Here is a 14,376-nt window from a genome sequence, read left to right as displayed (position 1 = left end):
GATAAAGATCAGGGGCCGTTGGCAAGGGCGCCAGATACTTGCAACACCCCCTGAAATCCGTGGAAGCGTTCTGTCGCAACCGATGCATCCAAGGCTGGCAAACACCGCGTAGCCATTCCATACCAGGCCATGTTGGGCAGGAGAGATAATGAGTACGGAATCAGCCGCTTCTGTAACGCATCCGGCGATCGTTTCAAACGGCCTGAGCAAGTGGTTTGGCGAAGGTAGTGCGCGCATGCAGGCGGTCGACCAGGTGGCACTGGTCGCCGGGTTTGGCGAAATGGTGTTTATTGTCGGTCCTTCCGGCAGTGGCAAGACCACCTTATTAAGCATGATCTCCGGCATCCTGCGCCCCGACTCCGGTACGGTGATGATCAACGGACAAGATATCTGGAGCCTGGACACCGACCAGTTGGCCGAGCTGCGCCTGAATAATATTGGCTTCGTGTTTCAGGACTATCACCTCTTCGCACGCTTGACCGCCGCCGAGAATGTCGCGATTCCGCTGATTCTTCAGCACCACGACTGGGACGATGCGATCGCCCGGGCCAGACAAAGCCTGGAAGTAGTCGGTCTCAAGGACCGCGGGGATATTCTGCCGGTCAAGCTTTCCGGCGGCGAACAACAGCGCGTGGCCATTGCCCGGGCGATTGTTGGTGGACCGCAGATCCTGATCCTCGACGAGCCGACCGCCTCCCTCGATGGCGATACCGGGAAAATGATCATCGCCTTCGTCAAGACCCAAATCCTCAATCAGCAGCGCTGCATTCTGATCGTCACCCACGATGCGCGGATCAACGAGTACGCTGATCGCATCATTCATATGGAAGACGGGCGTATCACCGAACTTGAACGGGTCGCCTCATGAAAAATCGCCTGCTGTTCAGCCTGGCGGTGGTAGGTGTCCTGGCCGGTTTGGTGGCCGCTTATTTGTTTGGACGCGTACCGCAGACGCCACCGCCGGTCTTCGCCCCGGCGAGCAGCCCCTATGAGACCGCGATTTTTGCCAACGGCATTATCGAGAGCGAACAGTCCGGTGGCTCCGATATCGTGATTTATCCGCAGGTGGCCGGGCCGGTGACGCAACTACTGGTGCACGAGGGGCAGAAAGTGACCCAGGGAATGCCCTTGGTTACCCTCGACGACGCGGTGCCCAAGGCCAATTTCGAATTGGCGCAGGCCAATCTGGCCACTGCCCGGGACCAGTACAACAAGCGCCTGGCCTCCTACAGCCTGGACCCCAAGTCCATCAGCAAGGATACGCTCGATACCGCCAGAGATACGGCTGCTCAGGCCCAGGCGGCGTTGAAGGCCGCGGCGGCGACGTTGGCACAGTATGCAATCAAGGCGCCGGCGGATGGGGTGGTGTTGGCCATCAACAGTACCGTCGGCAGCTATGTGTCGTCCCAGGGCGCCTATGACGCCTACACCCAGGGCTTCAGTCCGCTGCTGGTCATGAGCTCCGCGCAGGATCACCTGGCCGTGCGCTGTTACGTCGACGAGATCCTGATTGCTCGCTTGCCGGCCCCCGAACACATCCACGCGCAGATGCAGATTCATGGCACGGATATCAAGGTGCCGCTGGAGTTCGTGCGGGTGCAACCCTACGTGTCGCCAAAAATCGAGTTGTCCGATCAGCGCCAGGAGAAAGTCGACCTGAGGGTACTGCCGGTGATTTTCCGCTTTGAGAAAAAAGACCTCCCGATGGTCTATCCGGGGCAGCTGGTGGATGTTTTCATAGGGCAGAAATAATGGGCCGACCACGCGTGCTTCGCCTGACATGGCCCTGTGGCCGTTGGTTGATCCCTGGTCTGTTGACGCTGGTCAGCGCTTGCACGCTCGGTCCAGATTTCTCGCGCCCGGCAGCCCCATCGCAGGCGGCTTACCTGCGCGACCCGGTCGTTCGCACCGTGGCCGCGCAGGGGCAGGTGCAGCGCTTTTTGCCGGGGGCCGAGGTCACGCCTGACTGGTGGCGACTGTTCCAGTCGGCGTCGCTGGATGCGGTGGTACGCCAGGCGATTGCCAACAACCTGACCCTGCAGGCGGCCGAGGCCAGCTTGCGGCAAAGCCAGGATACCCTCATGGCCGGCTATGGGGTTTTCTACCCGCACCTCGATGCTCATGCAGGCGCTGACCGCGAACGCAGCGCACCCATCCAGCAAGGACAGGGTACGGCGGGGTCGATCTTCAATGTCCTGACCTTGAGTGGCACGATCAGCTACACCCTGGATATCTTCGGCGGCGCACGTCGCAGCGTGGAAGGCCTGCAGGCCCAGGTCGATCATCAGACCTGGCTAAGCCATGCGGCTTACCTCACCTTGACCGCCAATGTCGTCAATACCGCCATCGCCCGTGCCGCTTATGCCGCGCAGATCCAGGCCACCGAACAACTGATTGAACTGCAAAAACAACAGTTGCAAACCACGCAGGTGCAGGTGCGCAGCGGTACCACAGCCTATTCGGCGATCCTGAGCTTGCAAAGCCTGATCGCCAGCAACGAGGCGTTGTTGCCGGCCCTGAAACAGAAAATCAGCCAGGCCGAGCATCTGCTGGCCACTCTGGAAGGCGTGGTGCCCGCTGAAGTCAAACTCCCGGACATCCAGTTGAGAGGATTGTCGTTGCCCAAGGATCTGCCGCTCAGCTTGCCGTCGGAACTGGTTCGCCAGCGCCCGGACATTCTCTCTGCCGAAGCACAACTGCACCAGGCCAGCGCCACCATCGGCGTGGCAACGGCGGCGATGTTTCCCAGCTTCAGCCTGACCGGTACCTATGGCGCCGCCGGATCGAGCTCGGGATCACTGTTCGTCGGTGCGGGGCGTTTCTGGAGTGTCGGGCCTTCGGTCGATATCCCGCTGTTTCAAGGTGGCAGCCTGTGGTTTGGGCGTAAAGCCGCGATCGATGCCTATCAGCAGGCTGCGGCGAATTATCGGCAAGTGGTACTGGAGTCTTTCGCCCAGGTCGCCGATACCCTCAAGGCGTTGGAGTTCGATGCCCAGGCCTTGCAAAAACAGGCCGAAGCCCAGGACGCCGCCGAACAAGCCTTGCGGTTGGTGCAAGCCAACTATCGCTCGGGCCTGGTGACCTATCTGGACCTGCTGGCCGCCGATGTGCAGCTGCATCAGGTCAATATCGCCTATCTGCAAGCGCTGGCCCAACGTCACCAGGACACTGTCGGCCTGTTCGTTGCCCTGGGTGGCGGTTGGTGGAACAGTCCGGCGGCTGCCGCCAGTGGGCCGACCCGATGAAGTACACGGGTATTCTGCGCATAGGCTTCAAGCTGCTGGTCAATGATCGCTCCAAGTTCTCCGCGCTACTGGTCGGGATTACCTTTTCGGTGTTCCTGATGATGCAGATGACCGCGATGTTTGCCGGGATCCTCAATCGCGCCTACTCGACGGTGACCAACGTCGGGGCGGCGATGTGGATAATGGACCCGGCGGTGAACACCCCGACCAGCGTTATCCCTTTGCCTGATTACCTGCTCGATGCGGTGCGCAGCATGGACCAGGTTCGCTATGCCGTGCCGATTTTCATTGGCGGTGCCCAGGTCCGGCTGGCCAGCGGCACTTACCAGTCGGTCAGTGTGATCGGCCTGGACGACACCAGCCTGTTCGGCCGGCCGCAGCTGGAGCAGGGCGCTATCGAGGATATCTACGCCGAAAACGCCTTTATCATGGTCCACGATGCCGAGTTTTCGAAGCTGGAGAACCCCGGCATAGGCACCTCCTTTGAACTCAATGACCATCGCGGCAGCATCGTTGGCATTGCCAAGGTACTCACCAGTGGCCTGACCGGGATACCGACCCTCTACACCACCTACAGTCGCGCCATCGAATACCTGCCAACCACCCGATTCACCATCTCCTATATCCTCTTGGAACCCAGGAGCGAAGCGGCCGTGAGCCTGATCAAACAACAGGTTTCGAAGCTGGGCTATATCGCCCTGACCAAGAACGAGTTCAACCAACGTATCGCCAATTACTACATCTACCAGACCGGGGTCGGTACCAACATCCTGATGATGACGATCATCAGTTTTCTGGTCGGGTTGTCGATTTCCGGGCAGACCTTCTACACCTTCATCCTGGAAAACCTGGACAAGTTCGCGGCGCTCAAGGCGATTGGTGCCAAGAGCCGTGAGCTGATCTACATGATCCTGTTCATGGCCACCTTCACGGCGATGACCGGCTATGGGCTGGGCATCGGCCTGGTCACGCTGATGATCTCCGTGGCGCGCTCCAATCTGCCGAACTATGCGGCCATCATCACGTTCTGGAATCTCGGGCTGGCCTTCGCTCTGGTGCTGTTGATCGCCGGGGTATCCAGTTATGTGGGCGTACGCAAGGTCCTGAAAATCGAACCCTTCGATATTTTCAGGGGGTGATGGGCGGGCTTGTTGAGCTCATCAGGCGGGTAGGGAAGTCATTCCCATTGATAAAGGTCAACAGTCTTTACCTGCAAAGGGAGGATGAATAGAACACTTAAACTGTGTTCAAAGAGACGACCATGCGAATGACATTTCTCGGTGCGGCGGGTACGGTCACAGGCAGCAAGTATCTGCTGGAGCACCACGACAAACATGTGCTGATCGATTGCGGCTTGTTCCAGGGCTACAAGCAGTTGCGCTTGCACAACTGGGATGCATTCGGGCTGCCGGTTCACCAGCTTGACGCCATTGTGCTGACCCACGCTCATCTGGATCACAGTGGCTACCTGCCGGTGCTGGTGCGCAACGGATATCGCGGCCCGGTCTATGCCACGGCCGCGACCTGCGAATTGCTGAAGGTCCTGCTGCTGGACAGTGGTCGTTTGCAGGAAGAAGAAGCCGAGTTCGCCAATCGCCATGGTTTTTCCAAGCATAATCCGGCATTGCCGTTGTACACCGAACAGGATGCCCAGCAGGCGCTGAAGCTGTTGCGGCCACTGGCATTGCACCACAAGGTCGAGATCCTCCCGCAGTTGAGCCTGCAGTTGCGCGGTGCCGGGCATATCCTGGGGGCCGCGACGGTGGAAATCGTTGCCGATGGCGTGACCCTGGTGTGCTCGGGTGACCTCGGGCGACCAAACGATCCGCTGATGTTCGCGCCGGAAACCATCGAACAAGCGGACTATCTGCTGGTGGAGTCGACTTATGGCGATCGGAAACACCCTGTCGAATGCCCGGAAGAAAAATTGGCCCAGGTCATTACCCGCACCGCGCTGCGCCACGGCATCACCCTGGTGCCGTCGTTCGCGGTCGGGCGTGCACAGTTGCTGATGTATCACCTGTATCGGTTGAAACAGCAGCATGCGATCCCTGACTTGCCCATCTATCTCAACAGCCCCATGGCGACGGATGTCACGCGCCTGTATGAGCGCTTTCGCGATGAGCACCGCTTGTCAGCGGAGGAATGCCGGGGCATGTGCGAAGGCACGCACTTTGTGCGCTCGACCCAGGAGTCCATCGATCTCGATCAGCAACGGACCCCGGCGGTGATCATTGCCGCCAGTGGCATGGCCACCGGCGGGCGGGTGCTGTACCACCTCAAGATGCTGGCGCCGAACCCGCTCAACACCTTGTTGATACCAGGCTTCCAGGCCGGCGGCACAAGGGGGGCGCATATTGTCGCCGGCGCGCCTGCGGTGCGTATCCACGGCCAGGATGTGCCGATCCGCGCCGAGGTGGTGCCGATGGATAGTTTGTCCGCGCACGCCGATGCCGATGAAATCATCCAATGGTTGCGTGGCTTCAAACGGCCACCCAAGCACACCTACGTGGTACACGGCGAACCGAATGCCTCGGATGTACTGCGCCAGCGCATCAGTCAGGAGCTGGGTTGGTCGGTGTCGGTGCCGGAGTACCGGGACAGCGTCGAACTCAACTGACTCCATCACAAGGGCAATGGCACCCTGGCGATCAATCGGGCTCGATTGCTGGCCAGGGGACCAGCACGATTGCCCCCTTGACCGCTCCGGCCCTCAGTAACGCCAGCGCCTGGTTGGCTTCGGCCAGGGGAAACACCGTGACGTCGCAATGGATCGGGGTGTGCTCGATTTCGTCGAAAAACGCCGTGCCGTCGTCACGGGTGAGATTGGCCACCGAACGCAGGCAACGTTCGCCCCACAGCAACTGATAGGGAAAGCTCGGTATATCGCTCATATGAATACCGGCACAGATCACGCAACCGCCCCGCACGGTGGACGCCAGGGCCTGTGGCACCAGCGGGCCGACCGGGGCAAAGATCAGGCTCGCGTCCAGGAGCTGGGGCGACGGCTGGTCGGAAGGCCCCGCCCAAGTCGCGCCCAGTGTGCGTGCGTAAGCCTGGCCTTCCACATCCCCGGGGCGGGTAAAGGCATAGACCTGCTGGCCCCGGCCGAGCGCCACCTGGATCGCCAGATGGGCCGCCGCGCCGAAACCGTAGAGACCCAGGTGCTGCGCCGGGCCGGCCAGGCGCAGGGCGCGAAAGCCAATCAAGCCGGCGCAGAGCAGGGGGGCTGCCTCAGTAGCGCTCATGCCTTCGGGTAGGGCAAAGCAGAAGCGCGCATCGGCCACGGTGTATTGCGCATAGCCGCCGTCCAGGTGACAACCGGTGAAGCGGGCCTGCCCACAGAGATTTTCCCGGCCCGAGCGGCAGAATTCGCATTCCCCACACGTCCAGCCCAGCCAGGGCACGCCGACCCGACGGCCGATCCAGCTGACCGCGACAGCGTCGCCGACGGCAACCACTTCACCGACGATTTCATGCCCGGGCACTCGCGGCAGTACCGCCTGGGGCAATTCACCGTCAAGCAGGTGCAGGTCGGTGCGGCACACGCCGCAAGCCAATACCTTGATCAGCAACTGCCCGCCGGCCGGATGCGGAACCTGCCGTTCCTCCGATTGCAGCGGCTGTCCGGGGGAATGCAGAACCATGACATGCATGACGATTCTCCATAAGCAGTGGTCTTGAGGCCGCCCCGATTCATCAAGGCCGACGCGCGACTCGGCACTGATTTCGACTACCTGCCTGATGATGTCGGTCGCGCCCGACGAGCCTGGCTGGAGAAATCACAGGTGCTCAATACCCGCTCGCTGGTGCAACTCGGGGATTATCTTCGTAGCGTCCGCGGCAACGCCCGGGAGGCTGGCGGGGGCGATAACGTGGCGCAACTCGGTGTTGAGGGGCGCCAAGGGCATCAAGGCGGGGAACTCTTCCGGTGTGAGCGTCTCCTTTTCCATCAGCAGCTTGGCACCGTTATCCAGGTCGACGCGCCGCTGGTTGAGTAGGGTCTTGGCCCGTTCGTAGGCTTCGGCGAGCAAGGCGCGAATTCCCAGGTCGATTTCCCGGGCGGTCTGTTCCGAGTAGTCTTTTTCGCCCATGCCAGGCAGACGCTCGCCCAGATAAGTGGGCGACTGCCGTTCCAGTACCGACTGGCCGAGCTCGGCGCTCATGCCGAAGCGGGTGATCAACTGCCGGGCGATATCGGTGGCGCGGGCCAGATCGTCGGCCGCGCCGGTGGAGATCTGGCCGTAGACGATGGACTCGGCCGCTCGTCCGGCCATCAGCACCGCAATCCGGTCCTTGAGCATCTGGCAACTGATCAGGAAGTGGTCTTCGGTCGGCCGCTGCAAGGTGTAGCCCAACGAGCCGGCGGCGCGGGGAATAATGGACACTTTGTGCACCGGGTCCATCCCGGGCAGCGTCGCGGCAGCCAGGGCATGCCCCATCTCGTGATAGGCCACGATCAGGCGTTCCTCGGGATGCAGCAGGCTGCTTTTGTGTTCCAGGCCGACGACGATGCGTTCCACCGCGTTGGTGAAGTCTTGCAGGTTGACGCTCAAGCCTGCGCGGCGGGTGGCGACGATGGCGGCTTCATTGACCAGGTTGGCCAGGTCGGCCCCGCTGAAACCGGTGGTGATATCGGCAATCCGTTCGGCGTCCGTACTGGGGTCCAGGGTGATTTTATGCAAGTGGACCTTGAGAATGGCCAGGCGTCCCTTGCGGTCGGGACGGTCGATCAGGATCTGTCGATCAAAGCGCCCGGCGCGCAGCAGGGCCGGATCAAGGATCTCCGGTCGATTGGTGGCCGCCAACAGGACCACCCCTTCGCGGGGATCAAAGCCATCCAGCTCCGCCAATAGCTGATTGAGGGTCTGTTCTTTTTCATCGTTGCCACCCAGGGCTCCGACACCGCGGGCCTTGCCCAATGCATCCAGTTCGTCGATGAAAATAATGCACGGAGCGGCCTGCCGCGCTTGCTCGAACAGATCACGGACACGGGCAGCCCCCACGCCAACGAACATCTCGACGAATTCGGAACCCGAGATGGAGAAAAACGGTACCCCGGCCTCACCGGCAATCGCCTTGGCCGCCAACGTCTTGCCGGTTCCCGGAGGACCGACCAGCAGCGTGCCTTTCGGAATATGCGCGCCCAGGCGCGAGTATTGTTCCTTGTCCTTGAGGAAAGAGACGATTTCCACCAGTTCGGCCTTGGCCTCGTCGATGCCGGCGACATCGGCAAAGGTCACCCCGGTATCGCGTTGGACAAAAATCTTGGCCCGTGACTTGCCGACATTCATCATTCCGCCGAGGCCCTGTTTCTCAGCCATGCCGCGGAACAGGAAATGCCAGACCACCATGATCATGACAAAAGGCAGCAGCCAGCCAATCAAGCCCGTGAGCAGGGTGTTTTCGTTAACGCCAGAGAAGTTGGCATTGGACTGTGCCAGTTCGGTCGCCAGCGCGGGATCAACGCGTACCGTAGTGAACCGGTCATGGCCATTGATGGGCTCTTGCAACTTGCCGCTGATCTGATCCTTTTCGACCTGCAAGTCACTGACTTTGTGCGCGTCCAGCAGTTGGAGGAACTGGCTGTAGGGCAGGTTTTCCACAGTGTGTTGTCCACTGAGGAACATCTGCAACGCGGCAAACACGAGTAAGGCAATAAAAAAATACGACAGGTTCCATTGATGAGTTTTTTTCATGACCTTGGCCCTGGGCGGAAGAGAGGAGAGGGCGGTGTTTTCAAACCCGGCTATCTGTTGTCGAAATCGTAGTTCATGACAGATCGCAACAGGCCGGCCACCCTCTGTTTTTTACGCTTTGGGGCCGAGAAATCATTGAGTTATATCAACAATGCCCGGATCTGTGGTCCACGAGGGGGCGTCTTCTCAGCTGAATTCCTTAGTGCCCGGCGCTCTGTCCACCATCCACATGCAGGATCTCACCAGTCACAAACCCGGCGGACTCCAGATAGACAATCGCCTGGACGATATCGCTGATTTCCCCCATCCGCCCAACGGGATGCAAGCGTCCCAGCGCCTCATGGGTTTCTTGCGCATGCATCGGCGTCTTGATAATCCCGGGGCTGACCGCATTGACCCGAATCCCACGCTTGGCGTACTCGATGGCCAGGGATTTGGTCGCCGAGTTGAGCCCACCCTTGGTCAGCGAGGCGAGTACCGATGGCACACCTTCAATCGCATGATCCACCAGGCTGGTGGTGACGTTGACGATATGGCCCTGGCCTTGCTTCTCCATCTCGCTAATCGCCAACTGGCTGATGTAGAAGAAACCGTTCAGGTTCACCGCCAGCACGTTGGCGTAGTCTTCGTGGGTGTAGGCGGTGAACGGTTTGGCAAGGAAGATCCCCGCGTTGTTGATCAGGCTGTCGATGCGACCAAAGCGGGCGACACCTTCACGGATCACACGCTCGGCGGTGGCCGGGTCGGCGATGTCGCCGGCGACGGTGAGGACGTCCGGATCAGTGGACGGCTTGACCGAGCGGGCAGTGGCGACCACCCGGTAGTCGAGGTCACGGAAGGCCTTGACCAGCGCAGCACCGATACCTTGGGACGCGCCGGTAATGACAACGACTTTTTTTACATTGCTCATGATAGAACCTCTATAGACAGATAAATGGGGTAGGGCGTGATCAATCAAGCGGCGGTAGACGATATTTCCCGCAGCATCTGTTCGTAGTACTCGACCGATTGCGAACCGGAGACCAGGTGGCGGTCGTTAAGGATCATGGCCGGCACCGAGTTGATGCCGCGTGCGCGGTAGAACGCTTCCAGTTCACGGACCTCGTCGGCAAACGCGCCAGAGGACAGCACGTCACGGGCACCCTCGGCGTCCAATCCCGCGTCAGTCGCCAGGCGCACCAGGGTTTTGCGGTCGCTCGGGTTCTGACCTTCGCTGAAATAAGCGCGCAGCAACGCTCGCTTCAGTTCGATCTGCCGGCCTTCCTGCAAAGCCCAGAGCAACAGGCGGTGGGCATCGAAGGTGTTGTAGAAATGACTGCGTTTTTCCAGGTCGAACTTAAAACCGATGGCCTCACCGCGGCTCATCAACATCTGCTTGCCGGCGGCGACTTCCTCGGCGCTACGGCCGTATTTACGCATCATGTGCCGGACCGCGTGCTCGCCTTCGGCGGGCATGTCCGGGTTCAGCTCGAAGGGTTTGAAGGTCAACTCCACCGAGACTTCACCGGCCAGGTTGGCGATCGCCTGCTCCAGCGCCGTCGCGCCCAGGGCACACCAGGGGCAGACCACATCGGAGATAAAGTCGAGTTTGACCGGTGTGCTCATGATGGGTTTTGCGCCAGTTGCTTGCGGTACTGGGTGGTGCTGATACCGGCATAGCCCCAGTTATCGGTGTCGACTTCCTCGATCACGATGTGGGTCAGGTCCGGGCGTTTATTGAGGACCCGTTGCAGGGTCTCGGTGATTTCGGCAATGACCTGGGCTTTCTGCTCTGAGGTAACGCCATCGCGGGTAATGCGCACGCTGACAAAAGGCATGACAACTCTCCAGTGACCAGCCCATCGGCATGATGGGCAGGCAGTGGAGTCAATTTATTAGGTTGTTCATGATGGATAAATAGGTGTTGAAGAACATCATTAGTGATGCAGTGTAATGAGTGGGCCGCTCGTTCAGCCGATTCGTTCAACCAATTGTGATCTATAGTCCTTAGTGGATCTGTCGATAATCTCTTCGCCCGGACGCTGCAGGGAGCACCCGCTACTTCCTTGAGTCATTCACCCGGCGAATGTCCGTCAGCCTAGTAGTGTTGGTACAACGCAGGGAGCACAGCATGTCGATCCTACGACCAGACGGACTGAGGTCGGCTCCCACTATTGCCCGGTCTGCGGACGCCATTGCCCAGGCCACCCGCAGCTTGTTGCGGCGTGGGCTCGATCAGGTCAAGGAAGCCTACATCCTGTTCCCCCTGCTGGCACTTGTCCTGTTGCTGGTCATCTGGACGACCACGCTGCACCTCATCAGCAGTGAACTGGCGCGGGCGCAGCGCAGTGCGACCACCGCCAGCCTGGAGATCGGCGCCACCTACGAAGCGCAAATGTTGCGTGCCGTTCACGAAATCGATCAAACCCTCAAGTTGGTCAAATACACCTATGAGGCCGAGGGCGAGCGTAATCCACTGCCCAGGCTCAAGGAACGGGCGTTGTTGCCGCCGCCGCTGTTGTTTGACGTCAGTGTGACCCATCCGGACGGCGGGTTGGTGGCGAGCACGCGGGCCAACGAGACGCAAACGAGCGCGGACCGGGATGAGCAACAGACCCTGCAGCACAACGACACGCTGTTGATCAGCCACCCCTGGAAAAACCCGCTGACGGGAGAGTGGCGGCTGCGCTTCAGCCGACGCCTCAACGCGCCGGACGGTGGGTTCTCTGGTATCGCCCGAGTCGAGGTCGATGCGGCCTATTTCGTCAGCAGTTACGACGCCTCGAAGCTCGGCGACCAGGGCGTCCTTGGCTTGTTGGGTACCGATGGCGTTTTCCGGGTGCGCCGCACCGGGGAGTCGGTGCTGGCCGGCGACGCGGTGGATTACGCGGCGCTGGTCCCGGACACCGAGGACACCCAAGCGCTGCGGGCGACCAATACCTGGGATGGCGTGCGCCGCTACACCAGTGCCCGCCAGCTCTATGACCTGCCCCTGGCGGTGATTGTCGGGTTATCCGAGGAAGAGCAACTGGCGACGGTGACCGGGCAAGCGCATACCTACCTGTGGCGGGCCGCAGGCGGCAGTCTGCTGCTGGTGTTGCTGGTCGGCCTGCTGAGCCGGATGAGCTGGCAGCTCACGCAAAGCCGCTTGCGCACGGCTGAAGCCCAGGCCCAGTTGGTGGCTATCGCGCGCCAGGCGGGCATGGCGGAAATCGCCACCAATGTCCTGCATAACGTGGGGAACGTGCTCAATAGTGTCAATGTGTCCGCCGAAGTCATTACCCGTAAGCTGCGCACCAGCAAAGCCTTGGGCCTGAGCAAGGCGGTGCAGTTGATGAACCAGCATGCCGAGGACTTGGGCCACTTCATCTCCGTTGATGAGAAAGGCAAGCTGCTGCCGGGCTATCTGAACCAGTTGGTGGAGGCTTTGGCGGTCGAACAGAAGAGCATGGCCGACGAGCTCGAACAATTGACCACGAGCATTGATCACATCAAGGAAATCGTCGCGGCCCAGCAATCCTATGCCGGTGCCTCCAGTCTCTGCGAGGCCGTGCAGGTGCCGCAGTTGATAGAGGATGCGCTGCGGATGAATGCCAGCATTCTCACGGCTCGCCGGGTCAGCGTGGTGAAAGAGTTTGCCGAAACACCCTTGCTGCAACTGGATAAGCACCGCGTGCTGATGATCCTGGTCAACCTGATTAAAAATGCCGGCGGCGCGATGGACAATCCGTCGGATCGCCCCCCGCGAATGACGTTGCATACCGAGATGCTGCCGGAGCAAACCCTGCTCATCAGGGTAATCGACAACGGTGAGGGGATTGCCGCGGAGAACCTGACGCGGATTTTTGCCCACGGATTCACCACGCGCAAAGACGGCCACGGCTTCGGTTTGCACAGCTGCATCCTGGCGGCCATGGAGATGGGCGGCGAATTGAAGGTCCACAGCGACGGGCCGGGACAGGGGGCGATCTTCACGCTGGAGCTGCCCCTCAAGGCCTCGGCCTCGGATACGCTTGGATAACCCGGGCGTGCGGGGTTTTGTCGACTACAATTTGGCTGGTGGCACCGCAGGATTCTATTGAGCCAACGTTACAAGGAATAGAACGAATGGCCGCAGTCCTCCCTGACAACCCATCAGTCACTGTCCAAACCCGTCCCGAGCCAATGCCTGCCTGGATGCCTGCGCATCCTGCGATGCCGTCGCGTTGATCCCATGAGGCCCACATTCAATACGCTGGCCTTGGCCGTGATGACGTTATATGCCTCGACCGTCGACGCCGACGATGCCAGCTTGCCGAGCTTTTCCCTGAGCAGTTTCGGTACGGCCGGTATTGTCCACTCCAGCGAGAAAAACGCCGACTTCACCCCCAGCATCTACAAACCCAACGGTGCCGGTCACACCCGTAACTGGGATGCCGATGTCGACAGCCTGATCGGGGCCCAGGCAACGGCCAACTTTACCCCTCGGCTCTCGGCCGTGGTACAGGTCATTTCGGAGCAGCGCTACGACAACAGCTACCGCCCGAGCCTCGAATGGGCGAACTTCAAGTACCAGTTCACCCCCGACTTCAGCCTACGTGTCGGGCGCACGGTACAGCCGGCCTTCCTGCTGTCCGATAGCCGCAAGGTCGGTTATACCTTGCCATGGGTACGTCCGCCGGGAGAGGTCTATAGCCTGATCCCGGTCACCAGCACCGATGGCCTCGACCTCAGCTACCGGCAGCATTTCGGCGACCTGACCAATACCGTGCAGGGCAATGTCGGCCAGGGCGATTTCCGGATGCCCGCCAACACCGGCAGGACCTTGAGCCGGGATGCCTGGGGCATTTCCAACTTGACTGAATACGGGGACTTGACCACCCGCGTCACCTATCAGAAAACCCACTTGACCGTAGAGTCGTTCAATTCACTCTTCGATGGTTTCAGAAGCTTTGGCGAGGAGGGCAACGCTATTGCGGATCGCTATGACGTCAAGGACAAGCCCTTGGACTTCGTTGGCTTGGGGGCCATCTATGATCCAGGCAAATGGTTCGTCATGGGCGAATGGGGGCATTTCGACAGCCGTTCGGCCATAGGTACAATGAGCGCCTGGTATGTTAGCGGTGGCTACAGGATCGATGCGTTCACGCCCTATGTCACTTACGCACGCTCAAAGACGGTGAGCGAAACTTCCACTGCGGGCTTGAACACCTCGGCTTTACCGCCTGCCTTGGCGGGGGAGGCTGCTGGCCTCAACAACGCACTCAATACCCTTCTGGCATCGAGCAGTGGTCAGCAAACCCTGTCCGTCGGCATGCGCTGGGATTTTACGAAGAATATGGATGCCAAACTGCAGTACGACCACACGCGTTTAGACAGCAACGCCAGTGGTCCATTGATCAATCTCCAGCCGAGCTATGAGCCGGGAGGCTCGTTCAATCTGCTCAGCCTCGCTGTCGATTTTGTCTTCTGAT

Annotated in this window: 12 protein-coding genes; 7 read left to right on the top strand and 5 right to left on the bottom strand. The window is 60.3% G+C overall.

Annotated features, from left to right (window positions below; translation table 11 throughout):
• The first annotated feature begins 148 nt into the window (after positions 1-148).
• The 5 genes from AC07VG_RS01705 to AC07VG_RS01685 all read left to right on the top strand — a co-directional run bounded on the left by AC07VG_RS01705 (position 149) and on the right by AC07VG_RS01685 (position 5,865).
• Positions 149-868, top strand: coding sequence for an ABC transporter ATP-binding protein (locus AC07VG_RS01705; protein WP_495000486.1), 720 nt, complete (start codon positions 149-151; stop codon positions 866-868).
• Positions 865-1,752 carry an efflux RND transporter periplasmic adaptor subunit gene (locus tag AC07VG_RS01700; RefSeq protein WP_495020340.1) on the top strand — a complete coding sequence of 296 codons (888 nt, stop codon included), beginning with the start codon at positions 865-867 and terminating at the stop codon, positions 1,750-1,752. The genes AC07VG_RS01705 and AC07VG_RS01700 overlap by 4 nt, the downstream gene beginning before the upstream one ends.
• A complete protein-coding gene (locus AC07VG_RS01695) occupies positions 1,752-3,245 on the top strand; it encodes an efflux transporter outer membrane subunit (RefSeq protein ID WP_495020339.1) in 1,494 nt (497 codons plus the stop codon). Before AC07VG_RS01700 ends, AC07VG_RS01695 begins: the two co-directional genes overlap by 1 nt.
• Positions 3,203-4,384: an ABC transporter permease gene (locus AC07VG_RS01690; protein ID WP_495000489.1), complete on the top strand. Its 1,182-nt coding sequence runs from the start codon at positions 3,203-3,205 to the stop codon at positions 4,382-4,384. Before AC07VG_RS01695 ends, AC07VG_RS01690 begins: the two co-directional genes overlap by 43 nt.
• Positions 4,385-4,506: 122 nt before the next feature.
• The gene (locus AC07VG_RS01685) at positions 4,507-5,865 is read left to right on the top strand and encodes an MBL fold metallo-hydrolase RNA specificity domain-containing protein (RefSeq protein WP_495020338.1); all 1,359 of its coding nucleotides are present in this window, start codon (positions 4,507-4,509) and stop codon (positions 5,863-5,865) included.
• 31 nt (positions 5,866-5,896) lie between these two features.
• Here the strand turns inward: AC07VG_RS01685 and AC07VG_RS01680 are convergent, their stop codons facing one another.
• The 5 genes from AC07VG_RS01680 to AC07VG_RS01660 form a co-directional block, all read right to left on the bottom strand.
• Positions 5,897-6,901, bottom strand: a complete 1,005-nt coding sequence (locus AC07VG_RS01680) for a zinc-dependent alcohol dehydrogenase family protein (RefSeq protein ID WP_495000491.1) — start codon at positions 6,899-6,901, stop codon at positions 5,897-5,899.
• 126 nt (positions 6,902-7,027) lie between these two features.
• The gene (gene ftsH, locus AC07VG_RS01675; RefSeq protein ID WP_495020337.1) at positions 7,028-8,944 is read right to left on the bottom strand and encodes an ATP-dependent zinc metalloprotease FtsH; all 1,917 of its coding nucleotides are present in this window, start codon (positions 8,942-8,944) and stop codon (positions 7,028-7,030) included.
• A 199-nt stretch (positions 8,945-9,143) separates the two neighbouring features.
• Entirely contained in the window at positions 9,144-9,854 is a 711-nt protein-coding gene (locus tag AC07VG_RS01670; protein ID WP_495000493.1) for an SDR family NAD(P)-dependent oxidoreductase, read from the bottom strand.
• A gap of 44 nt (positions 9,855-9,898) precedes the next feature.
• On the bottom strand, positions 9,899-10,549 hold the full coding sequence (locus AC07VG_RS01665; protein WP_495000494.1) for a DsbA family oxidoreductase: 651 nt from the start codon (positions 10,547-10,549) through the stop codon (positions 9,899-9,901).
• Positions 10,546-10,761 carry a tautomerase family protein gene (locus AC07VG_RS01660; RefSeq protein ID WP_248745806.1) on the bottom strand — a complete coding sequence of 72 codons (216 nt, stop codon included), beginning with the start codon at positions 10,759-10,761 and terminating at the stop codon, positions 10,546-10,548. Before AC07VG_RS01660 ends, AC07VG_RS01665 begins: the two co-directional genes overlap by 4 nt.
• A 293-nt stretch (positions 10,762-11,054) precedes the next feature.
• On the opposite strand from AC07VG_RS01660, the gene AC07VG_RS01655 reads away from it, so the two are divergent.
• Positions 11,055-12,944 carry a sensor histidine kinase gene (locus AC07VG_RS01655; RefSeq protein ID WP_495020336.1) on the top strand — a complete coding sequence of 630 codons (1,890 nt, stop codon included), beginning with the start codon at positions 11,055-11,057 and terminating at the stop codon, positions 12,942-12,944.
• 192 nt (positions 12,945-13,136) lie between these two features.
• Entirely contained in the window at positions 13,137-14,375 is a 1,239-nt protein-coding gene (locus tag AC07VG_RS01650; RefSeq protein WP_495000496.1) for a porin, read from the top strand.
• The last annotated feature ends 1 nt before the right edge of the window (position 14,376 follow it).

The sequence above is a fragment of the Pseudomonas sp. GW821-FHT03C07 genome, assembly GCF_059420925.1.
This window is presented reverse-complemented; position numbering and strand designations above follow the sequence as displayed.

Excerpts from the sequence above, each read along its gene's own strand:
- AC07VG_RS01655 (WP_495020336.1), top strand. The coding sequence starts at position 11,055 with ATGTCGATCCTACGACCAGACGGACTGAGGTCGGCTCCCACTATTGCC.
- ftsH (WP_495020337.1), bottom strand. The coding sequence starts at position 8,944 with ATGAAAAAAACTCATCAATGGAACCTGTCGTATTTTTTTATTGCCTTA.
- AC07VG_RS01685 (WP_495020338.1), top strand. The coding sequence starts at position 4,507 with ATGCGAATGACATTTCTCGGTGCGGCGGGTACGGTCACAGGCAGCAAG.
- AC07VG_RS01695 (WP_495020339.1), top strand. The coding sequence starts at position 1,752 with ATGGGCCGACCACGCGTGCTTCGCCTGACATGGCCCTGTGGCCGTTGG.
- AC07VG_RS01665 (WP_495000494.1), bottom strand. The coding sequence starts at position 10,549 with ATGAGCACACCGGTCAAACTCGACTTTATCTCCGATGTGGTCTGCCCC.
- AC07VG_RS01660 (WP_248745806.1), bottom strand. The coding sequence starts at position 10,761 with ATGCCTTTTGTCAGCGTGCGCATTACCCGCGATGGCGTTACCTCAGAG.
- AC07VG_RS01680 (WP_495000491.1), bottom strand. The coding sequence starts at position 6,901 with ATGCATGTCATGGTTCTGCATTCCCCCGGACAGCCGCTGCAATCGGAG.
- AC07VG_RS01670 (WP_495000493.1), bottom strand. The coding sequence starts at position 9,854 with ATGAGCAATGTAAAAAAAGTCGTTGTCATTACCGGCGCGTCCCAAGGT.
- AC07VG_RS01705 (WP_495000486.1), top strand. The coding sequence starts at position 149 with ATGAGTACGGAATCAGCCGCTTCTGTAACGCATCCGGCGATCGTTTCA.
- AC07VG_RS01700 (WP_495020340.1), top strand. The coding sequence starts at position 865 with ATGAAAAATCGCCTGCTGTTCAGCCTGGCGGTGGTAGGTGTCCTGGCC.
- AC07VG_RS01650 (WP_495000496.1), top strand. The coding sequence starts at position 13,137 with ATGAGGCCCACATTCAATACGCTGGCCTTGGCCGTGATGACGTTATAT.